This window comes from Pseudomonas sp. SK2 (assembly GCF_016772395.1).
GTDB lineage: Bacteria > Pseudomonadota > Gammaproteobacteria > Pseudomonadales > Pseudomonadaceae > Aquipseudomonas > Aquipseudomonas taiwanensis.
Genome location: NZ_CP061944.1, coordinates 1,692,628 through 1,714,089, shown reverse-complemented (window position 1 = coordinate 1,714,089; position 21,462 = coordinate 1,692,628). Strand labels below are relative to the sequence as shown.

The window sequence follows — 21,462 nt, the reverse complement described above, 5'->3', positions numbered from 1 at the left end:
CACGTACTGCTCGTCCCTGGAAGCCGAGGACCTGCTGCCCTGTTCTGCAACGCCCCTTCGCAGGCTGCGACCTCGGCCATCCCCAGGCCAGACGATTGCCGAGAAGCCCCTCAAGACCCGCGGAACCTTGCTGTCCACGCAACTCCATTTGCGTGGACTGTCTGCCCTCATTGCACGGGGTTGGAGTGCATGACTCGACCTGCTTCAGCGGGTCTGTCGATGTAGAGCTGATCCAGTGTGCTGTTGCATAGCCCCTTGAGTGCATTCCAGTTTGCCGAGGTGTGGATGTATTTCTCTCGCAACTGGGCAGTTTCCTCCTGCGTCAACCCCGGGTCTGCGCTGTGCCCGAGAGCGAAGTCATGCAATTTGCGGCTGATGGTATGCAGATCGTCCGGCAGTTGATGGGCTGGGTCATTGCCCAGATTGGCGAAAGGCACCCCGCCGCGCACGGCCAGTTCCCGCATGACGCTCAGGTAGATGCGGGACAACTGTCCCTTCACCTCCCGCTGCCACTGCACGGCGGCATATACCTGTTTTTCCGGATCATCGCGGCGGCTCCGGCTTCCGGCGATGGGTGCTTCCCAGGTCAACAGCTGTGGCTTTGGCGCGGGCAAATCCTTGTACGCCTGCTCCAGCAAGGCGCGGGTGATTGCATACGCGCGAGTCCGTTCGGGAGGCGTGGTCAGTGCGACGCGGCTGGCGTTGGGTTTGCACAGGAGGACGCTTTCCTGCTGTGCCTGGGGATAGCCGCCACCGATGTTTGAATGGACGCCGGGCATGTGGATGTCGTGGTCGGTGCGCACCAACGGGAAGTTGTGTCGGCGCTCGTCGCTGGCGACCAGTTGCACCACATGCCGCGCACAACCCTGGGCCAAGCCCAGGCGTAGCTTGCCGAATCGGGCGGTGCCCTGGGTGAGGCGATTGTGCAGTGGGGCGGTGATGGCGGCGACGGTGTCGAACAGGCCGATGAAGTTGACGCTGGTCTTGATGTGTGGATATTGCGAGCAGATGGGTGTGTCGTCGTGTAGCCGGTTGAGCAAGTGGCGAGCGGCGGCGGCGCCCCGACTGAAGCCAAACAGGTCGAACTCGATGTGGTGGGGGTGGGGGTGGGTGTGCAAGCAGTCGATCAGGTGATGGTCGACCATGGCCAAGGCTTGCTGGACTCTGGCTTCGACACCTGTCTGACCGCGTCCGGTGGCTTGGGCGAAGGGCGAGTCCTGGCTGGCTTCGGTGGTGCCTATGCCTTCGATGTAGAGTTTCATGAAGTGCTTATTTGGCGTGGCCTGCGGTTGGCCGGTGGGGTATAGCGTGTGTAACAGGGCGATGTTGGTTGGGGCGTTGGCGTAACTGCCGGTGGTGTATTTTTGTGTGGGGGAGTCGGGGGTAACGGCGTTGCGGGCGTTGTTGCCGGTGCCGTCGAAGAAGATCCCTATGCGCAGGACATAAGGTTTGGTGCTGGTGAACACGGGGAATTTTTTACTCAACTCATCCATCTGGCTGAACTCCGGTTGGCTTGGTGAGTTCAGCAAGCAACAGCTTAACCTCGGTGCCTACCCGCACATTCAACATCTGAGTACAGAAATTTCCCTTCTCCGCCTGGAACTTGATTTCGCTTCTAGTGGGCGGTGGTTCAGTCGCCCTCTATTGCGAATTCAGGGGGCTTAGCACTGTGGCTGGACGATAGCCGCTAGATTTCGTAGTTACTTTTTTCGGGCGTTTTTAAGGAGTGGGGGCAGAGGTGATGAGGCGAACTTAGGGGTGGCATTCAAATCGCGTGAATATCCATTCGCCATGGAGGCGCTCATTCACCTTTTCGCCTTTACGGCGACCTACTTTTGCTCTTGGGCAAAAGTAGGCAAAAACCGCTGGCTCCTATCATCCGGCCCCTACGCTTCGCTTCGGGGTTCCCTCGCTACGGGCTTGCTCCCGGGAGGACCGCGCTGAACGGCCCCTCCTGGGCCGCAGCGCTTGACGGGCATCCATGCCCGTCACCTCCCTCCGCAAGCCCTACGCTCGGCCTACTGACGTCGCAATTTGCAGCGTCTGGGATATCGCGCATGAAAAGCAAAAGCGGCGCATGAAATACCAAATCCGAACAACAACAACAACAACAACAACAACAACAACAACAGCTAAACCAGCCGCACATTAAATATTCAAACTACAAAATGCGAGACGGACTTTCTTTTGCTTCGCTTTGCTCTTGCTTCTAGCGCGCGGTAGTTCAGGCGCCACCTCATGCGACTTCAGGAGGCCGAGCGCAGGGCTTGCGCAGGGAGGTGACGGGCATGGATGCCCGTCAAGCGCTGCGGCCCAGGAGGGGCCGTTCAGCGCGGTCCTCCCGGAGCAAGCCCGGAGCGAGGGAACCCCGGAGCGCAGCGCAGGGGCCGGATGATAGGAGCCAGACTTTTTTGGTTACTTTTTGGGGCGTCTGCCAAAAAGTGACCCGCTGTAAGAGCGGAAAGGTGATTGAGCGTCGCCTTGGCAAATGGATATGCTCACGCATCCAGAAACCAAAACTTCAAAGCACAGATTTAAGGGCGGCATTCAGATAGCGTGAATATCCATTCGCCATGGAGGCGCTCATTCACCTTTTCGCCTTTACGGCGACCTACTTTTGCTCTTGGGCAAAAGTAGGCAAAAACCGCTGGCTCCTATCATCCGGCCCCTACGCTGCGCTTCGGGGTTCCCTCGCTACGGGCTTGCTCCCGGGAGGACCGCGCTGAACGGCCCCTCCTGGGCCGCAGCGCTTGACGGGCATCCATGCCCGTCACCTCCCTCCGCAAGCCCTACGCTCGGCCTACTGACGTCGCAATTTGCAGCGTCTGGGATATCGCGCATTAAAAGCAAAAGCGGAGCATGAAATACCAAATCCGAACAACAACAACAACAACAACAACAACAACAACAACAACAACAACAACAACAACAACAACAGCTAAACCAGCCGCACATTAAATATTCAAACTACAAAATGCGAGACGGACTTTCTTTTGCTTCGCTTTGCTCTTGCTTCTAGCGCGCGGTAGTTCAGGCGCCACCTCATGCGACTTCAGGAGGCCGAGCGCAGGGCTTGCGCAGGGAGGTGACGGGCATGGATGCCCGTCAAGCGCTGCGGCCCAGGAGGGGCCGTTCAGCGCGGTCCTCCCGGAGCAAGCCCGGAGCGAGGGAACCCCGGAGCGCAGCGCAGGGGCCGGATGATAGGAGCCAGACTTTTTTGGTTACTTTTTGGGGCGTCTGCCAAAAAGTGACCCGCTGTAAGAGCGGAAAGGTGATTGAGCGTCACCTTGGCAAATGGATATGCTCACGCATCCAGAAACCAAAACTTCAAACTTCAAAGCACAGATTTAAGGGCGGCATTCAACTAACGTGATCACTCACCTTTTCGCCCCACTCCTATATATCCGCCCCCTACAGGATCACCTCGCCAACGTCTTGCTCCCGAAAACCCAAGCTCGACCTCATGACCCAATTGGCGATACCTGAACGACCGCGTACCCCCGAAGCAAAAGCAACACACAACGAGCACGACTGACTTTTCGAGAATTTTACCCACCGCCATTGGTCGCCACCCCCCCGGATAGATTAAAGTATCACCCCCTGCCCCAGGCACCCGCTCACAGCGCGCCCGGGCCCAATCCCAGGAACCGTCGCCGATGGAACACCGTGAAGCGCTGATCGCGCTGCGCACATTTCTTTCCTCCCAGATCCTAGGCCAGGAAAAACTGGTCGAACGTCTGTTGATCGTGCTCCTGGCCGATGGCCACATGCTCGTCGAGGGTGCCCCAGGCCTGGCCAAGACCAAGGCCATCAAAGAACTCGCCGAAGGCATCGAAGCCCAGTTCCACCGCATCCAGTTCACCCCAGACCTGCTGCCCGCCGACATCACCGGCACCGAAATCTACCGCCCAGAAACCGGTAGCTTCGTGTTCCAGCAAGGCCCGATCTTCCATAACCTGGTCCTGGCCGACGAAATCAACCGCGCCCCCGCCAAAGTCCAGTCCGCACTGCTCGAAGCCATGGCCGAACGCCAGGTCAGCGTCGGCCGCAGTACCTACGACCTGTCGCCGCTGTTCCTGGTCATGGCCACCCAGAACCCCATCGAGCAGGAAGGCACCTACCCACTGCCCGAAGCCCAACTCGACCGCTTCCTGATGCACGTGAAAATCGGCTTCCCCGACGCCGCCGTCGAACGCCGCATTCTCGCCCAGGCACGGGGCGAAGCCCTCGGCGGCGAGGCCAAGCCCGAGCGACGCGTCAGCCAGCAAGCAATCTTCGCCGCCCGCAAGGAAATCCTCGGGCTGTACATGGCCGACGCCGTGGAGGAATACCTGGTCCAGCTGGTAATGGCCACCCGCACCCCGGCCAAGTTCGACGCCGAACTCGCCGACTGGATCGCCTACGGTGCCAGCCCCCGCGGCTCCATCGCCCTCGATCGCTGCGCCCGGGCCCATGCCTGGCTGGCCGGGCGCGACTTCGTCAGCCCCGAGGACATCCAGGCGGTCCTGTTCGATGTGCTGCGCCACCGCATCATCCTGTCCTTCGAGGCCGAAGCGGCAGGCATCGACCAGGACCGCGTGGTCCAGCGCATCCTCGACGTCGTTGCCGTAGCCTGACCCCATGCCCACCACTCAGCTGGCCGAGCCCGGCATCCGCATTGGCCTAGCCGAGCTGATCGACATGCGCCACCGAGTACGCGAGATCCAGCTGTTCTCGCGCCCCGGCCAGCGCAGCCCACTGGTCGGCCTGCACCACTCCAAACTGCGTGGGCGCGGGGTGGACTTCGACCAGGTGCGCGTGTACCAGGCCGGCGACGACGTGCGCAACATCGACTGGCGCGTCACCGCACGCACGCAGGAGCCACACACCAAACTCTTCCATGAAGAACGCGAACGGCCAATCTTCATCCTCGTCGAACAAAGCCAGCGGCTGTTCTTCGGCTCGGGGCTGATGTTCAAATCGGTCTTGGCCGCCCAGGCCGCGGCGTTGTTCGGCTGGGCCGCGTTGGGCCATAACGACCGCATCGGTGGGCTGGTGTTCGGTGACAACGAACACCACGAAGTCAAACCCCGACGCAGCAAGCAAAGCCTGCTGCAACTGCTCAACCGTCTGGCCAAGGTCAACCAGTCCCTGCACACCGAAGCCGTGCCCCAGGCCGACAACCTCGGCCTTGCCCTGCGCCGGGCCCGCGAGGTGCTGCGTCCCGGTAGCCTAGCCATCGTCATCTGCGACGAACGCTCGCTGACCGACCAGGCCGAACAGCACCTGGCCATGCTTTCGCGCCATTGCGACCTGCTGCTGCTTCCAGTGTCCGATCCGCTCGACCACGCCCTGCCCGCCGCCGGGCTCCTGCGCTTCGCCCAGCGCAGCGCGCAGCTGGAACTCGACACCCTCGACGCCAACCTGCGCCAGGCCTACCGACAGCAAGCCGAAGCCCGAGTCGAGCGTTGGGAGCTCATGACGCAAAAATTGCGCGTCCTGATGATGCCGCTGAGCACTCAGAGCGAAATGATCGAACAGTTGCGCGAGTACCTGAATGCTCAGCGCCCTGGGAGCGGCAAATGAACCCGTTGGACCAACTGCAGCCTTTGATCGCGCCGCAGGCGATCGGCGTGTGGCCGCCCGCGCCAGGCTGGTGGTTGTTGCTCGCGATACTGCCGCTGCTCGCGTGGGCCATTTGGCGCCTGCGCCGCTGGCGCCCCGGCAAGCGTCCCATCGTGCGCGCCGAACAACCACTCGACCCGGTGCGCGTCGAGGCCCTGGCCGAACTGGCTCGCCTGCCGCGCCCCTACGACGGCGCCCCCGCAGGTGCCTGGCTGCAACAGATCAATGCCCTGCTCAAACGTTTGTGCCGCAACCACTACCCCGGCGCCAATAGCCATACCCTCAACGGACGCCAATGGCTGGCTTTCCTCGACAACCGCTGCCCAGCCGCAGGCCTTACCCGCTGGATGGTGCTAGTCGAAGGCGCCTACAAACCCGAGTGCAAGCTCGACGACAAAGCCATCGCCGGGCTCAGCCAGGCGGTCGAAACCTGGATCCGCAAGCATGTTTGAGCTGGCCTGGCCGTGGATCTTCACGCTGCTGCCGTTGCCGTGGTTGGCGCGTCTGCTGCTGCCCGCCGCCGACAGCGGCGAGCCGGTGCTGAAGGTGGGTTTTCTCGATGAACTGGAAGGACTGGCCGGGCGCCGGGCGCGCCTGAACCTGCCAACCTGGCGGCAACAGGCGCCCTATGTCGTGATCTGGCTCCTGCTACTGTTCGCCGCCGCGCGCCCACAATGGCTTGGCGACCCGGTGCCGGTGGCGGCCAGTGGTCGTGACCTGCTGGTGGCCGTGGATGTCTCCGGCTCCATGGACTTCCCCGACATGCAATGGAAGGACGAGGACATCAGCCGCCTGGACCTGGTCAAGGCACTGCTTGGCGACTTCCTTCAGGACCGCGAGGGTGACCGGGTCGGCTTGATCCTGTTCGGCAGCCAGGCCTACCTGCAGGCCCCCCTCACCTTCGATCGGCGCACGGTGCGTACTTTCCTCGACGAAGCGCAAATCGGCATCGCCGGCAAGAACACAGCCATCGGCGACGCCATTGGCCTGGCAGTCAAGCGCCTGCGCGAGCGTCCGGCGCAGAGCCGGGTCCTGGTGCTGATCACCGACGGTGCCAACAACGGCGGGCAGATCCACCCATTGACCGCGGCACGCTTGGCAGCCCAGGAGGGCGTACGCATCTACACCATCGGTATCGGCGCGAACCCCGAGGCCAGCGGAACCCCTGGCCTGCTCGGCCTGAACCCGAGCCTGGACCTGGACGAGGCCTCGCTGAAGGAGATTGCCGAGATCACTCACGGCACCTACTTCCGTGCCCACGACGGCGCCGAACTGGACGCCATCGGCGACACCCTCGATCAACTGGAGCCCGTGGCCCAGCAACCGACCCAGGCACGCACGGCCAAAGACTTGTACGCCTGGCCGCTGGCCCTTGCGTTGTTGCTGAGCGTACTGCTGGTGGTTGCCGTGCAATGGCCGGACAACCGACTGCAGCGCCTGCTGCGCAAGCCTCGGTTCCTGCAGCCTCACCCGGAATGGCGCCAACGCCTGAAGCGCCTGCGCCTGAGGAGACGGCGATGATCGACCTTTGGCCACAATGGCTGCGCCCCCTCTGGCTGCTGGTACTGCCGCTACTCGGCTGGCTGATCTTCAAACTGTGGCACCGACGCAAACGCGCCGGGCGCTGGCAGATGATCTTGCCGCCCGCTTTCCATCCAGTGCTGCTAGGGGGCGGCACTGGCAGCACCAGCAAACTGCCATGGGTGGCCTTGGGGCTGGCCTGGTTCCTGGTGGTGCTGGCCTTGCTCGGGCCCAGCTGGCAGCGCGTGGAAGAAACCCGCCAGCGCCCCGCCGACCCATTGGTGATCCTGCTCGAACTGACTCCGCAGATGCTTGCCGAAGACAGCCCGCCCAACCGCCTGGAACACGCCCGGCGCAAAGTGCTCGACCTGCTCGAACACCGTCGCGACAGCCAGACCGCCCTCGTCGTCTACGCCGGCAGCGCGCACACGCTGGTCCCGCTATCCGACGACCTGGGCACGACACGCAACCTGCTCGAAGCCATCGACCCGTCGATCATGCCGCAGGCAGGCCAGCGTGCCGACCTGGCCGTACAAAAAGGCCTGTCGCTGCTGGCTCAAAGTGGCCTGGGCCAGGGTCGGCTGTTGCTGATTGGCTCGGCGCTTAGCGAACAGGAACGCCAGGGCATCATTCATGCCTTGGGCCGTCAGGGGCCGAGCCTGCTGATGCTGGGCATCGGCAGCAGTCAAGGCGCACCGGTGCGCCAGGCCAATGGCGAGTTCCTCAAGGACGATCAGGGCGGCATCCTGCTGCCGCGCCTGGACAGCGCCAGCCTCAAGGCCTTCATCAGCAGTACCGGCGGGCGCTATCGCCACGCCCGCATCGACGATCTGGACCTGCGTGGCCTGGGCTTGTTCGACAACCCCCGCGCCCTGCGCAACGACGGTCAAAGCGTGCAACTGGACAGTTGGGCCGACCAGGGTTACTGGCTGTTGCTCCCACTGTTGCTGTTGGCAGCCTGTGCCGGCCGGCGCGGCTGGCTGTTCTGCCTGCCACTGCTGCTGGCCGTGCCGCAGCCCAGCCAGGCCTTCGAGTTCAACGACCTGTGGCTGCGCCCCGACCAGCAAGGTCAACGCCTGCTCGAACAAAACCGCCCGGCCGAGGCCGCGCATCACTTCCAGGACCCACAGTGGCGTGGCATGGCGCTCTACCAGGCCGGCGACTTCGCGGGCGCCGCCCAGGCCTTCGCACAGAGCAACACTGCCGCGGCCCACTACAATCGAGGCAATGCCCTGGCCCGTAGCGGCGAGCTGGAAGCTGCCCTGGATGCCTACGAGCAAGCCCTGGAGCGACAGCCCGACCTCAAGGCGGCGCTGGACAACCAGGCGCTGGTCCAGCAACTGCTGCAACGCGAAGCCAAGGGCGAGGAACCACAAGCCGACAACGATGCCCAAGGCACTCCCGGCAGCGACACCGAGGGCAACAGTAGCTCGGCCAGCAACCCGGCCCAGGGCACACCCGGCAACAGCGAACAGGCCGCCGAGGCACCCGGCGAGAGTAGTCAGAACGGTCAGACACCACCCAACACCCAGGGCGGTGACGACGACAGCGTTACCCAGGCGCCGCAACGCCCGGTGTCGACCAGCCTTGACGCAGAGCAACGCCAGGCCCTGGAACAATGGCTGCGAGAGATCCCCGACAACCCGGCGGAACTGCTGCGGCGCAAATTCTGGTATGAACAGCAATTGCATCAGGAAAATCCACGATGAGTCGCTTCGGCGTCTTTCTCCTTTGTCTGCTGTGGGCCCTGGTGGCCCAGGCCCAACCCAGCCTGCAGGCCAGCGTCGACCGCACTCGCCTGGAAGCCGGCGAAACCCTGGAACTGACCCTTGAAAGCCAGGATGTGACCCAGTTCGGCAAGCCTGACCTGCGTGCGCTGGAGGGCGATTTCGAAGTGCGTGGCACGCGCCAGTTGAACAGCCTGCACACCCTCGACGGCGAAACCCGTGCCAGCACCCGCTGGATCATCACACTGCTGCCACGCCGCAGCGGCAGCCTGGTCATCCCCGAACTGCAACTGGGCCAATCACGTAGTCAGACCATCGAGCTTCAGGTGGTGCAGGCCGACGCCAGCCGGACGGACAGCGCGGCCCAGGTATTCGTCGAAGCCAGCCTCGACAGCAGCGATGTCTACGTCCAGGCGCAGGCCGTGCTGACCGTGCGCATCTATCACTCGGTATCGCTGTACGACGACAGCAGCTTGAGCCCCCTGCAACTGGAGAGCGCCAAGGTCGAGCAACTGGGTGAGTCGCGCACCTACGAGAAGGACATCAACGGCATTCGTCATGGCGTGATCGAAACCCGTTACGCTCTGTACCCGCAGCAAAGCGGCACCGTGGACATTCCACCGCTGACCTTCACCGCCACCGCCGCCGACAATGGCCAGCAACCGGCTGGTAGCGCACGGGTCGGCCGCCAGCTGCAGGTCAGCTCGCTGCCGCTGCGCTTGAACGTGCGCCCGATTCCCACCGCCTGGCCTGCCGATACGCCTTGGCTGCCCGCCCGCAGCCTGAGCCTGGAAGAACACTGGAACCCTGACCCTGCGCAACAGAAGGTGCAGATCGGCGACTCGCTGACCCGTAACATCACCCTACGCGCCGAGGGCCTCTCAAGCACTCAGTTGCCGCCACTGCCAGCCACTGAAATCACCGGCCTGCGTCGCTATCCCGACCAACCGTTGCTGCGTAATGAAATCAACGAACGTGGCATGACCGCCAACCGCGAGGAACGCGAGGCACTGGTCCCAATCCACAGCGGCCAGCTGGCACTGCCGGCGCTGGAGGTCACTTGGTGGAACACCCGCGAAGACCATCTAGAGCACTCAAGCCTGCCCGCTCGCAACCTCGATGTGCAGGACAACCCGGCACTGAGCGCCGAAACACCGGTGGGCGACACCCGCAGCGGCAGCACGCTGCTCTGGCCCTGGCAGCTGGCCACCTTGATACTGGCCCTCACCACGGTACTGGGCTTCGCCCTCTGGTGGCGGGCACGCTCCCAACCAGCGGTGTTGCGTGCGGCGCAGAATGGTCCGAGCCCACGCACCTTGATGGACGACATCAAGCGAGCCTGCCAGGCCAACGACCCGCAGGCCACGCGCCAGGCGCTCGATGCCTGGGCACGCCAGCAACCGGAAACCCTGGCCGACATGGCCGCTCGGTTCGTGCCCTTGTCCGATGCACTGGACAGCCTGAACGGGGCTCTCTACAGCGAAAGCGGACAGTATTGGCATGGCGATGAATTGTGGCGCGCCATCGGCACCATTCCGCCGGCCGAACAGGTGTTGCCACCCGCTGGAGAGACAGGAAGCCTGCCGCCACTGTATCCCAAGTGAGGGGCTGGGGTGCCTGCCTTCAGTGCGCGGCGTCCTGGAGATCGAGCGCCGCGCGCGGGGCTCGATCCAACCGACACGGAACACCGCACGACAAACACCACGCCCCCCTGCTTGGGTTACCATACCGCCCTTTCCCTCGCTTGCCCGACTCGACACCAACAGGTCATCCATGCGTCTGTTTCACACCTCCGACTGGCACCTGGGCCAAAGCCTGCACGGCCAGGAACGCGACTTCGAACACGCCTGCTTCCTCGACTGGCTGCTGGGCCAACTACGGCTGCGCCAACCCGATGCGCTGCTGATCGCTGGCGATATCTTCGACACGGTCAACCCACCGGTCAAAGCCCAGGAGCGCCTTTACGACTTCATCGTCCAGGCCCATGAACAGCTGCCGAAGCTGGACATCGTGATGATCGCCGGCAACCACGATTCCGGCTCGCGGATCGAACTGCCCGCCGCGCTGATGCGGCGCCTGCGCACCCATGCCCTGGGCCGCGTGCACTGGCTCGACGAAGGCCAGCTGGATGCCGAGCGCCTGCTCATTCCGCTCACCAACGCCCGCGGCAAGGTCTGCGCCTGGTGCCTGGCCCTGCCCTTCCTGCGTCCGGCGGAAGTCACTGGCCCGCAGCTGGGTGACGATTACCTGCAAGGTATCCACCAGGTACACCAGCAACTGATCGGCGCAGCGCAGCAAAAACGCAAGAAAGACCAGGCGCTGATTGCCATCAGCCATGCACACATGGCCGGCGGCTCAGTCTCGGAAGACTCCGAACGGAGCCTGATCATCGGTAATGCCGAAGCCTTGCCGGCCAAGCTCTTCGACAAAGCCATCAGCTACGTCGCCCTGGGCCACCTGCACAAGCCGCAGAAGGTCAACCGCGAGAACCGCATCCGCTACAGCGGCTCGCCGATCCCGCTGTCGTTCGCCGAGATCAACTACCCCCACCAGGTACTGGAGGTGGAGCTGGAAGGCACCGAGCTGATCAGCGTCGAAGCGCGCCCGGTGCCGCGCGCCGTGGCACTGCAGCGCCTGGGCCCCGCGCCGCTGGGTGAAGTGCTCCAGCAGCTCGCCGACTTGCCGATGATCGACTTGCTCGAAGACCCCAACCGCCAGCCCTGGCTGGAAGTGCGCGTACGCCTGGACGAACCGCAGCCCGACCTGCGCCAGCAAATCGAGCAGGCCCTGCATGGCAAGGCCGTGCGCCTGGTGCGCATCAGCGCCGAATACGCCGGCCGTGGCGAACAGCAGGACGATGACCAGGCCTTCGTGGAACTGGCGCAGATGACGCCGCAAGACCTGTTCAGCCGCGCCTGGGAGCAGGCCTACGGCAGCCCGGTGGACGAGCAGGCCCTGTCCGACTTCGCCCTGTTGCTGCAGGACGTACAGCTCGAAGAGGAACTGCCATGAAAATTCTCGCCATTCGCCTCAAGAACCTGGCGTCCCTGGCCGGTCCGATCGACATCGACTTCACCGCCGAGCCGTTGGCCAGCGCCGGCCTGTTCGCCATCACTGGCCCTACTGGCGCCGGCAAGAGCACCTTGCTGGACGCGCTATGCCTGGCCCTGTTCGGCAGCGTGCCACGGCTTGAAGACATCGGCCGTGAAGCCAAGGTGCCAGACGCCGACGGCGAAATCCCCACCTCAGACCCGCGCAACCTGTTGCGCCGCGGCACGGGTAGCGGCTTTGCCGAAGTCGACTTCCTGGGCATCGATGGCCACCGCTACCGGGCGCGCTGGGAAGCGAACCGCGCCCGCGACAAGGCCAACGGCAAGCTGCAGAACAGCCGCCAGAGCCTGTACGACCTGGACAGCGAACAACTCCTGGGCAGCGGCAAGAACGAGTACAAGCAACTGATCGAAGCACGCCTGGGCTTGAACTTCGAACAGTTCACCCGCGCAGTGATGTTGGCCCAGAGTGAGTTCGGCGCCTTCCTCAAGGCCGACGACAAAGAACGCAGCGAGCTGCTGGAAAAGCTCACCAACACCGCCATCTACACCCGCCTTGGCCAACGCGCGTTCAGCAAGGCACGGGAAACCAGCGAAGCCCACAGTGCCTTGAAAGACCGCGCCAGCCATTTGCTGCCCATGGCCAGCGAAGCCCGTGCCGAGCTTGACCAACGCCTGGAGCAGGCCCAGCAGCAGTTCAAGGCCGACCAGGCCCGCGAACGACAACTGGAGCAACAACGGGCCTGGCTTGTCGAACAACAGCAGCTGCAGGCCCAGCACAACGAGGCTGCGCAGGCGCTCAAGGATGCAGCACTGGCGTGGGAGCAGCTGTCCGGACAACGCATCGACCTGCAGCGCCTGGAACGCCTGGCGCCGCAGCGCCACCAGTTCCATCGCCAGCAGACGCTGCAGGCGGCACTGGCACCGCTGGCCACCACCCTCAGCGAGCAGCAGCGCCAGCACAACGATCTGAACACCCGCTGCACCGAACTTGAGCAGGCGCTGGAAACTTCACGTCAGGCGTTGAGCCAAGCCCAAGGCAATCAGAGCGAAAACGCCCCACGCCTGCGTCAGGCTTTCGCCGAGCAAGACACCCTCGCCCGTCTGGCGCAAGAGCTGGGCAAGCTGCGCGAAACGCGCCAGCAGGCCGACCTGGCCGCCGGCGCGTTGCAGCAACAGGTGCAGCAACTCGATGAGCAGCAGCAACGAAGCCAGGAGCAACTGGCACGGATCGACGCCGCCCTGGCAGAGAGCGCTTCGCTGCACACGCTGAGCAACGCCTGGCAGGCCTACCGCCCGCAACTGCAACAGCTGCTGCAGATCGGCAACCGCCTCAGCCAAGGCCGCGAGGAGCTGCCTGGCTTGCAAGCCCAGGCCAGCCAGGCCAATGCCCAGCTGCAAGCACAGCGCGACGCCTTCGAGGTGCTGTTCCGCGAGGCTGGCGCAGAACCCCAGGCGCTGGCCGAGCAGCTCGACCTGCTGGGCGGCATGCTGCAGGAAAACCGTAAGCAGCAACGCGCCGTGGAAGAATTGTCGCGCCTGCACACCCGCGAGCAAGAGCTGCAGCAAGGCATCGCTTCGCTGCGCGAGCGCCAGCAACAGGCCCTGCAACAACGCCAGCAACTGATCGGCGAAGGCACCGCCGCCAAGACCGAGCTGGAAAACGCCGAACAAGCCTTGACCCTGACCCGCCAGTTGCTCGAACGGCAGCGCCTGGCACGCAACACCAGCGTCGAGGAGCTGCGTGGCCAACTGCGTGATGGCGAACCTTGCCCGGTGTGTGGCAGTGCCGAGCACCCGTTCCATCAGCCCGAAGCATTGCTGCATAGCCTCGGCCGACACGATCAGGCCGAGGAAGCGGCGGCAGTCGCATTGGTCGAACAGCTCAATGCCCGCCTGATCGAGCTGCGCACCCAGGTCGGTGTGGTCAACGGCCAGATCAAGGAATACCAGCATCAGCACGGGCAGTTGAGCGAACAATTGCAGCCGTTGGCCGAACAACTGGCCGCTCATGCCCTGTGGGCGGCGCTCAGCGCCCATGACCCAGCGGCCCGTGGTGCCTGGCTGGATGGCCAGCTGCGTCGCCTGGAGCAGGAGATCAGCCGGGACGAGAGTCGTCAGGCCACCCTGCTCGCGGTACAGAAAGAAGCCGCTCGCCTCAATCAGCAACTGCAAGCCGCCGGCGAAGCACAGCAGCAGGCACAGCAGCGCCTGGACCAGCAACACCAGGCGCTGGATGCGGATCAACAGCGCCTGGAGCAGGCCCTGGCGGACTTCGCCAGCCTACTGCCAGCCGACATTCTCCAAGCCCTGCGCGACGAACCGGCGCATGCCTTCCTCAGCCTCGACCAGCAGATTGCCCAGCGCCTGCAGCAGCTGGAGCACCAAAAGGACGAGCAGCAGGAACAGCAGCAGCGGCTGCAGCAACTGGAACGGTTGCGTGACCAGCAGCAGACTCGTGTGCAACGCCAGCAAGAGCTGCAACAGCAAATCGATGGCCTGGCCGAGCAGATGGACAAGGCTCGCGCCGCACTGACTGAGCTGTTGGGGGTGCACCCAAGCGCCGAAGCCTGGCAACAGTCTCTTGAGCAGCAACTGGAGCAGGCCCGCGCGCTCGAAGCCCAGACCGCGCAGCATCTGCAGGATGCACGCACGCAAGCCTTGCAGTTGGCAGGCGAACTGAAGGCCAACGAGTCCCGCCGCCAGGCACTCGAACAAGAGCATCAGCAATTGCGGGGCGAGATCGCCCAGTGGCGCGCCGAGCACCCTGAACTGGACGATGCAGGTCTCGACCGCCTGCTGGCGCTGGATGATGCGCAGGTGATCGAGCTTCGCCAGCAACTGCAAGGTGCGGAAAAGGCCATCGAACAGGGCCGCGTGGTACTTCAGGAACGCGAGCAACGCCTGCAGCAGCACTCGGCGCACACCACGGTCGATGCATCAGCCGAAGAGCTGGACCAGGCCCTGGCCCAACTTCGCGAGCATCTGACCAGCTTTGAACAACAATGCGCCGAACTGCGCGCCCAGCAAGCCGATGATCAACGTCGCCAGCAGGCACACCAGGCACTGGCCGGCGAAATCGAGCAGGCCTACCAGCAATGGCAGCGCTGGGCGCGGCTCAATGCGTTGATAGGTTCGGCATCGGGTGACGTGTTCCGCAAGATCGCCCAGGGCTACAACCTCGACCTGCTGCTGCACCATGCCAACGCGCAACTGCGCCAATTGGCGCGCCGCTACCGCCTCAAGCGCGGCGGCAGTGCACTGGGCCTGCTGGTGATGGACACCGAGATGGGTGACGAGCTGCGTTCAGTGCACTCGTTGTCCGGTGGCGAAACCTTCCTGGTGTCGCTGGCCCTTGCACTTGGGCTGGCGTCGATGGCGTCGAGCACACTGCGCATCGAGTCGCTGTTCATCGACGAAGGCTTTGGCAGCCTGGACCCCGAGTCGCTGCAACTGGCCATGGATGCCCTCGATGGCTTGCAGGCCCAAGGGCGCAAAGTGGCGGTGATCTCGCACGTACAAGAGATGCATGAGCGCATTCCGGTGCAGATCCAGGTGCGTCGCCAGGGCAACGGCCTGAGCGATGTCGAGGTGTGCGGGTGATTCTCTACTCGTTCCGACGCTGCCCCTGGGCCATGCGCGCGCGTTTGGCCCTGCGCTACGCCGGCTGCGACGTACAGGTCTGTGAAGTGGCGATGAAGGACAAGCCGGCCGAGCTGCTGGCCCTGTCGCCCAAAGGCACGGTCCCGGTGCTCGATACGGGTAGTGCAGTGCTGGAGGAAAGCCTGGACATCATGCGCTGGGCGTTGCAACAGCATGACCCACAGGATTGGCAACTGCGGGGCGACCCCGCGGCAGCCCGGCAGGCCGAAGGGCTGATCGAGCGCAACGACCGAGAATTCAAGGCGCAGGTCAATCTATACAAGTACGCCGAGCGTCACCCGCAGCACTCGCGCCAGCATTACCGCCAGCAAGCCGAACCTTGGCTGGCGGAGCTTGAACAGTTGCTGCAAGCACGCCCCTACCTGCTCGCCGACCATCCCAGCCTGGCCGATGCCGCATTACTACCCTTGATGCGCCAGTTTGCCGGGGTCGAACCTCAGTGGTTCGCCGAGGCGGCTTATCCGCGAGTGCGGAGCTGGCTAGAGGGGTGGCTGGCATCGGACCTGTTCAAGGCGGTGATGGCCCGTTGAGCTTATTGGCCCTATCGCCGGCAAGCCGGCTCCTACAGATACGGCGGGGGCCCCAGTAGAAGCAGGCTTGCCGGCGATAGGGTCAATGCAGATGCTCAATGGGCATGCTTACCACTCAGTGCCGCATGAAAATGCGCACTTTGGCGCAGGTACTGCTCGGTATAGCTGTGGGTGGCCGACGCCTTGGCGCGGCTGTCGGCATGGGCATGCGCCGGCAGTACCACGGAGGCGGAAATGGCGGATGCGGCAATGACCGGGAAGAGATTGAAGTTCATCTGGGCTGACCTCGACTGCGGTGGTTTGACGTTGGCCCGTTTGGGCCTTGGGTCAAACTTACGCCGCTGAAGCCGCCTGCAGAAATTCATTGCGGCAGTAGCGAATATCACGCCGGTTGATAGTTACTCGACAAACTTCAGGTCCGAAGGCGCATCCTGTGGCAGTTTTTGCAAGGTCTCGCCGATCATCCCGCTACGTGGGTCGCGGCGCATCACCACGATCTGATTGCTCTTCTGATTGGCCACCAGCACGAAGTTGTCGCTTGGATCCAGAGCGAATTCACGGGGGTGGTCGCCTTCGACCGAGCGCCGTTGCAAGAACCTCAACTGGCCGTCGTCCTTGGCCACGCTGAACGCCACGATCTCGTTGGCCGCGCCTCGGTTGCTCACGTACAGAAAGCGCCCGTCGGCCGACAGATGCAACCCACCGGCCGCTTTCGCCTCGGGCTCCTGGCGCTCGGTCAGCGGCAAGCGCTGTCGCTCCAGCAGCGCACCATCCTGCACATCGAACATGACCACTTCTGCGCTCATTTCCAGCGTCAGGTAGGCATGACGTCCCTTGGCATCGAACAGCAGATGTCTAGGCCCGCTACCCGGCGGCAACGCCACCGAGGCGGGAATCGCCGGGCTCAGCGGATGCGTCGGGCTGGCACCGTCGTAGCGATAGATGAACACCTTGTCGGCGCCCAGGTCGCAGGCGTACAGGTGCCGCCCATCCGGCGACAGTACCAGTGCATGTACATGCGCACCGGCCTGGCGTTCGGGATTGACGCCACTGGCTTTGTGCCTGGCCTGCTGCACCACTGGCTTGAGCTTGCCGTCCTTGGCGACGGGCACCACCACCAGGCTGCCGCCTGGATCGGCTGCGACCGCGTAGTTGGCGACGAACAGGTAACGCTGGTCATGGCTGAGGCTGGCGTGGGTGGGTTCATCACCCTGCGTCGGCACCTGGTTCAAAGGCTTGATCACACCCTTGCTGCTGAGACTGAAGCTGCTGACGGTGCCTTGCGCGGTTTCGTTGACCGCGAACAACTGCCGGTGATCGGCCGACAGCACCAGCCACGAAGGACTTACGCTATCGACCACCTGCAAGGGAGTGGGGTCGATGTGACCGCGCTTGCTGTCGAAGTGATAACGGTAGATGCCTTGGCTGACGCCATCGGTATAGCTGCCCACCAACAAGGTCTCGGCGTGGGCGTCGATCAGAACGCTCATGCAACTAGTGACCAGCAGGCTCTTCCAGGTCCGATTCATCTTCGTCTTCATCCGAGGCACGAAAGGCACTCATACAGACTAGACGATGCTCGCCCTGGTCATCGTTGAGCTGCCACTGATCGCCTGAGCCCACAGCGGCGGCGACCTGTTCGGTGGTGAAACTCCAGCGGCGCATCTGACGGCCGTCCATGCACTCGACGGTGAGGCCAGTGGCGTCGAAGGTGAAATCGAAGGCGTGCAGACCGTCGATCAGGAGCATGTCGCAAGACTGGAGAGCGTTGGCGAGGGAAGACATGGGGGTACCCATTGGAAATGAGGCGGCATTATAGCCTTATCGCCGGCAAGCCGGTTCCTACCCCCGGGTAGGAACCGGCTTGCCGGCGATCAAGACCCACGGCTGTCAATGGGCGAAGATCGACCCACCCTCCTTGCCCGCCAGCTTCTGCGGCTTGATCAAGAACCGCGCCAGCGCCGGCAGCAGCCACAGCGCACCGAACATGTTCCACAGCAGCATGAAGGTCAGCATCAGCCCCATGTCAGCCTGGAACTTGATCGCCGAGAAGATCCAGGTGCATACCCCGATGGCCAGGCACAACCCGGTGAACAACACCGCCTTGCCAGTAGAACGCAGGGTCTGGTAGTAGGCCTCCTGCAACGGCATGCCTGCGCGCAGGAAGCTCTCCAGGCGGCTGTAGATGTAGATGCCGTAGTCAACGCCAATACCCACCCCCAGGGCCACCACCGGCAAGGTGGCGACCTTCACGCCGATGCCCATGAACGCCATCAGCGCGTTACCCAGCACCGAAGTCAGCACCAGTGGCAGCACGATGCACAGGGTGGCGGCAAAGGAACGGAAGGTGATCATGCACATCACCGCCACGCAGATGTACACCAGGATCAGAATGGTCAGCTCGGCGGACTTGATGACCTCGTTGGTGGCCGCCTCGATACCGGCGTTACCGGCCGCGAGCAGGAACTGCAGCCCCTCTTTGTTGTGGCTGTCGGCAAAGGCCTTGGCCGCAGCAGTCACCCGCTCCAGGGTTTCGGCCTTGTGGTCGTTCAGGAACACCAGCACCGGCGCCAGCGAACAATCGGCGTTGTACAGGCCATCGGCGCGGGCGATGGAGTTGTTGAGGATGTCCGGGTTGCGCGACAGGGTTTCCCATTTCAGGCTGCCCTCGTTCATGCCCTTGATCACTTGCTTGGACACCGTCACCAAAGAGATCGCCGACTGCACGCCAGGGGTGTTCTCCATGGTCCACATCAACTCGTCGATCGGCGCCATGGTCGAGTGGATCGAGCAGCTCTCGGACGGCGTCTTGACCATGATCACCAACACATCAGAGCTGGTGGAGTAGTTGCTGATGATGAAATTGTTGTCCTGGTTGTAGCGCGAGTCCGGGCGCAATTCCGGCGCACCCTGGTCAAGGTCGCCGATCTTCAGGTTCTGGCTGTACCAGAGCCCGCCAGCGAACATCACCAGAGCAAGGGCGATCGACACCGGCGCCACCTTGGCACTGGCGAAGTTGGACAACAGGCGCCAGAACGGATGCTCACGGGTGGCGTCCTTCTTGCTGCGCTCGATGGCCTTCTTGCTGATGCCCACATAGGAAATCGCCACCGGCAGCAGGATCAGGTTGGTGAATACGATCACCGCGACACCGATGGAGGCGCCAATGGCCAGTTCGCGGATAACGCCGATGTCGATGATCAACAAGGTGATGAAGCCCACCGCGTCGGCGAGAATGGCGATCATGCCCGGCAGGAACAGCTGGCGGAAAGTACGCCGCGCGGCAGTCAGGGCATTGTCGGCGTCGCTGGACTGCAGCGCGATGCCGTTGATCTTCTGCACGCCATGGGAAATACCGATGGCGAAGATCAGGAACGGCACCAGCATGGAGTAAGGGTCCAGGCCAAAGCCGACCGCGTGCATCAGCCCTAGCTGCCATACCACCGCCACCAGGGTGGTGATGAGCACGGCGATGGTGCTGCGGATGCACCAGGTGAACCAGTACAACAGGGCCCAGGTGATGAGCAGCGCCACACCGAAGAACATCGCCACCATCACCAGGCCGTCAATCAGGTCGCCGACTTTCTTGGCGAAGCCCACGATGTGAATCTTCACGTTGGGATTCTGGGCCTGGAACTTGTCGCGGATCTTCTCTTCCAGCTGGTGGGAGAATTGCTGGTAGTCAAGCTTGATGAGCTTACCCTGGTCCTGTGGGTCCGGGTAACGCTCGAGCAACGGCACATCGATGATGCTGGACTTGAAGTTGTTGCCCACCAGGCGACCGACCTGGCCCGACTTGAGCACGTTGTCGCGCAGCGCGTCGAGGCTCTCGGCCGAGCCGTTGTAGGTGTTGGGTATCACCTCACCACCGGAGAAACCTTCCTCGGTGACTTCGGTCCAGCGCACGCTGGGGCTCCACAGCGACTTGAGGCCGGCGCGATCGACACCGGGAATGTAGAACACCTCGTCATGGATCTGACGCAGGGTCTCCATGTAATCCTTGTCGAAGATGTCGCCATTGACTGCTTCGACCGAGATGCGCACCGTATTGCCGAGGTTCGCCAGGTCGTTGCGGTGCTCCATCATCTGCTCGATGAACGGATGCTGCAGTGGGATCATTTTCTCGAAGCTGGTGGACGGGCGGATCTGCGTGGCCTGCCAGAACAGGAAAATGCTCACCAGCAGGCACAAAGCGATGACCACCGGGCGGTTGTTGAAGATCAGGCGTTCCAGCAACGTGGCCTTGTCCTGGTGGTGAGGATGCATGGTAATGCTCTCGCGACTGGTCATGGACGCACCTCCCCGGTAGTTTGCTCGCCACCTTCGGCTGTGGCCAGGTGCACACCGCCCTGCCCCACCAGCAACAAGCCTCCGTTGGCCAGGCCACTGACTCCGGCCAGGGCGATGCGGTCGGCGCGGTTATAGACGCTGAAGGTCTGGCCGTCATCGTGGCTGCGCAGCACGCTGCCACCATTGCCGACCAGCACCAGAGTGCCGTCATCGAGAAGCGTAGCGCTTGCCAGGCCGAATTCGAGCGTGCCACGTGTGGCCTTGAGTTCGATCGGCTGCCAGGTGTCGCCGAAATCGGTGGAGCGGAACAGGTTGCCGCGCAGGCCATAGGCGAGCAGCGTGCGAGGCTGGGAGGTGCCGATCACACCGAACAGCGACCCTTCGTAAGGCCCCTCGACCTTCGACCAGGTCTGGCCGTTGTCGCCCGAGCGGAACATGCAGCCCTGCTCGCCGACGATGAACAGGCCCGCATCCTTGACCTGGGCAATACCGTTGAGATGCAGTTGATCGGGGTTGTCGAGGCGCTCGGCCACATCTTGCCAATGCTGGCCGCCATCGGTGGTTTCCAGCAACGCGCCATAGGCACCGACAGCAAATCCATGCTGGGCATCGAGGAAGCTGACATCGAGCAGCGGCGACTCGCGGGACAGGTCTTCGAACTGTTTGCTCCAGGTCGCGCCACCGTCGTTGCTGGCGAGGATCTGGGCATCGTGACCCACCGCCCAGCCGCGTTTGTCATCGAGAAAGAAGACAGCGGTCAGCAACTGCCGGGTGGGCACGCGTGCCTGGGTCCAGGCCTTGCCCTGGTCGTCGGAGAACAGGATATGGCCACGATCCCCCACCACCACCAGCCGTTTTCCGGCATGGGCAGCGTCGATCAACAGGCTCTGGCTGGCCTTGGCCGACTCGGTGGAATACTCCTGGGCGGCGGCCGCTTGCGTGGTGTGCGCCCACATACCCAATGCCAGCGCCAGCATCGCACCGGTCGCCAACGGCCAGGCACCACGCCTGGCCTGCGTCAAAAACCGCTCCCTCATGACCGTCCCCTGTTGTGTTTTTCTTGGTGGGTCTGTGCCT

The 21,462-nt window shown here is 63.3% G+C and carries 15 protein-coding genes; 9 read left to right on the top strand and 6 right to left on the bottom strand.

Features of this window, described 5'->3' with window-relative positions:
- Positions 1-167: 167 nt before the first annotated feature.
- Positions 168-1,493 carry a T6SS phospholipase effector Tle1-like catalytic domain-containing protein gene (locus IF103_RS07620; protein WP_049818816.1) on the bottom strand — a complete coding sequence of 442 codons (1,326 nt, stop codon included), beginning with the start codon at positions 1,491-1,493 and terminating at the stop codon, positions 168-170.
- A gap of 2,163 nt (positions 1,494-3,656) precedes the next feature.
- Between IF103_RS07620 and IF103_RS07615 the strand changes: the two genes are divergently transcribed.
- From IF103_RS07615 to IF103_RS07575, 9 genes are all read left to right on the top strand, one after another.
- On the top strand, positions 3,657-4,616 hold the full coding sequence (locus IF103_RS07615; RefSeq protein ID WP_023379511.1) for an AAA family ATPase: 960 nt from the start codon (positions 3,657-3,659) through the stop codon (positions 4,614-4,616).
- 4 nt (positions 4,617-4,620) lie between these two features.
- Entirely contained in the window at positions 4,621-5,565 is a 945-nt protein-coding gene (locus IF103_RS07610) for a DUF58 domain-containing protein (RefSeq protein ID WP_023379510.1), read from the top strand.
- Complete coding sequence (locus IF103_RS07605) at positions 5,562-6,056, top strand: DUF4381 domain-containing protein (RefSeq protein ID WP_023379509.1); 495 nt, start codon at positions 5,562-5,564, stop codon at positions 6,054-6,056. The genes IF103_RS07610 and IF103_RS07605 overlap by 4 nt, the downstream gene beginning before the upstream one ends.
- Entirely contained in the window at positions 6,049-7,125 is a 1,077-nt protein-coding gene (locus tag IF103_RS07600) for a vWA domain-containing protein (protein ID WP_023379508.1), read from the top strand. The genes IF103_RS07605 and IF103_RS07600 overlap by 8 nt, the downstream gene beginning before the upstream one ends.
- Positions 7,122-8,834, top strand: a complete 1,713-nt coding sequence (locus tag IF103_RS07595) for a tetratricopeptide repeat protein (protein ID WP_202675997.1) — start codon at positions 7,122-7,124, stop codon at positions 8,832-8,834. Before IF103_RS07600 ends, IF103_RS07595 begins: the two co-directional genes overlap by 4 nt.
- Positions 8,831-10,456 (top strand): BatD family protein, encoded by a 1,626-nt coding sequence (locus IF103_RS07590; protein WP_023379506.1) that lies wholly within the window; start codon positions 8,831-8,833, stop codon positions 10,454-10,456. Before IF103_RS07595 ends, IF103_RS07590 begins: the two co-directional genes overlap by 4 nt.
- A 169-nt stretch (positions 10,457-10,625) precedes the next feature.
- Positions 10,626-11,864, top strand: coding sequence for an exonuclease SbcCD subunit D C-terminal domain-containing protein (locus IF103_RS07585; RefSeq protein ID WP_023379504.1), 1,239 nt, complete (start codon positions 10,626-10,628; stop codon positions 11,862-11,864).
- Positions 11,861-15,505: an AAA family ATPase gene (locus IF103_RS07580; RefSeq protein WP_202675996.1), complete on the top strand. Its 3,645-nt coding sequence runs from the start codon at positions 11,861-11,863 to the stop codon at positions 15,503-15,505. Before IF103_RS07585 ends, IF103_RS07580 begins: the two co-directional genes overlap by 4 nt.
- Entirely contained in the window at positions 15,502-16,095 is a 594-nt protein-coding gene (locus IF103_RS07575) for a glutathione S-transferase (RefSeq protein WP_027907513.1), read from the top strand. The genes IF103_RS07580 and IF103_RS07575 overlap by 4 nt, the downstream gene beginning before the upstream one ends.
- 95 nt (positions 16,096-16,190) lie before the next feature.
- Here IF103_RS07575 and IF103_RS07570 read toward each other — a convergent pair whose 3' ends face one another.
- The 5 genes from IF103_RS07570 to IF103_RS07550 form a co-directional block, all read right to left on the bottom strand.
- Positions 16,191-16,370 (bottom strand): hypothetical protein, encoded by a 180-nt coding sequence (locus IF103_RS07570; protein ID WP_023379501.1) that lies wholly within the window; start codon positions 16,368-16,370, stop codon positions 16,191-16,193.
- A 123-nt stretch (positions 16,371-16,493) separates the two neighbouring features.
- Positions 16,494-17,624 (bottom strand): lactonase family protein, encoded by a 1,131-nt coding sequence (locus IF103_RS07565; protein ID WP_202675995.1) that lies wholly within the window; start codon positions 17,622-17,624, stop codon positions 16,494-16,496.
- Positions 17,590-17,880, bottom strand: a complete 291-nt coding sequence (locus tag IF103_RS07560; protein ID WP_202675994.1) for a DUF5629 family protein — start codon at positions 17,878-17,880, stop codon at positions 17,590-17,592. The genes IF103_RS07565 and IF103_RS07560 overlap by 35 nt, the downstream gene beginning before the upstream one ends.
- 105 nt (positions 17,881-17,985) lie before the next feature.
- A complete protein-coding gene (locus IF103_RS07555) occupies positions 17,986-20,361 on the bottom strand; it encodes an efflux RND transporter permease subunit (protein WP_041925608.1) in 2,376 nt (791 codons plus the stop codon).
- 20 nt (positions 20,362-20,381) lie between these two features.
- Positions 20,382-21,422 (bottom strand): YCF48-related protein, encoded by a 1,041-nt coding sequence (locus IF103_RS07550; protein ID WP_027907517.1) that lies wholly within the window; start codon positions 21,420-21,422, stop codon positions 20,382-20,384.
- Between the last annotated feature and the right edge of the window lie 40 nt (positions 21,423-21,462).

Coding starts and splice junctions, on each gene's coding strand:
- IF103_RS07620 (WP_049818816.1), bottom strand. CDS start 1,493: ATGGATGAGTTGAGTAAAAAATTCCCCGTGTTCACCAGCACCAAACCT.
- IF103_RS07615 (WP_023379511.1), top strand. CDS start 3,657: ATGGAACACCGTGAAGCGCTGATCGCGCTGCGCACATTTCTTTCCTCC.
- IF103_RS07610 (WP_023379510.1), top strand. CDS start 4,621: ATGCCCACCACTCAGCTGGCCGAGCCCGGCATCCGCATTGGCCTAGCC.
- IF103_RS07605 (WP_023379509.1), top strand. CDS start 5,562: ATGAACCCGTTGGACCAACTGCAGCCTTTGATCGCGCCGCAGGCGATC.
- IF103_RS07600 (WP_023379508.1), top strand. CDS start 6,049: ATGTTTGAGCTGGCCTGGCCGTGGATCTTCACGCTGCTGCCGTTGCCG.
- IF103_RS07595 (WP_202675997.1), top strand. CDS start 7,122: ATGATCGACCTTTGGCCACAATGGCTGCGCCCCCTCTGGCTGCTGGTA.
- IF103_RS07590 (WP_023379506.1), top strand. CDS start 8,831: ATGAGTCGCTTCGGCGTCTTTCTCCTTTGTCTGCTGTGGGCCCTGGTG.
- IF103_RS07585 (WP_023379504.1), top strand. CDS start 10,626: ATGCGTCTGTTTCACACCTCCGACTGGCACCTGGGCCAAAGCCTGCAC.
- IF103_RS07580 (WP_202675996.1), top strand. CDS start 11,861: ATGAAAATTCTCGCCATTCGCCTCAAGAACCTGGCGTCCCTGGCCGGT.
- IF103_RS07570 (WP_023379501.1), bottom strand. CDS start 16,370: ATGAACTTCAATCTCTTCCCGGTCATTGCCGCATCCGCCATTTCCGCC.
- IF103_RS07565 (WP_202675995.1), bottom strand. CDS start 17,624: ATGAATCGGACCTGGAAGAGCCTGCTGGTCACTAGTTGCATGAGCGTT.
- IF103_RS07560 (WP_202675994.1), bottom strand. CDS start 17,880: ATGTCTTCCCTCGCCAACGCTCTCCAGTCTTGCGACATGCTCCTGATC.
- IF103_RS07555 (WP_041925608.1), bottom strand. CDS start 20,361: ATGCATCCTCACCACCAGGACAAGGCCACGTTGCTGGAACGCCTGATC.
- IF103_RS07550 (WP_027907517.1), bottom strand. CDS start 21,422: ATGAGGGAGCGGTTTTTGACGCAGGCCAGGCGTGGTGCCTGGCCGTTG.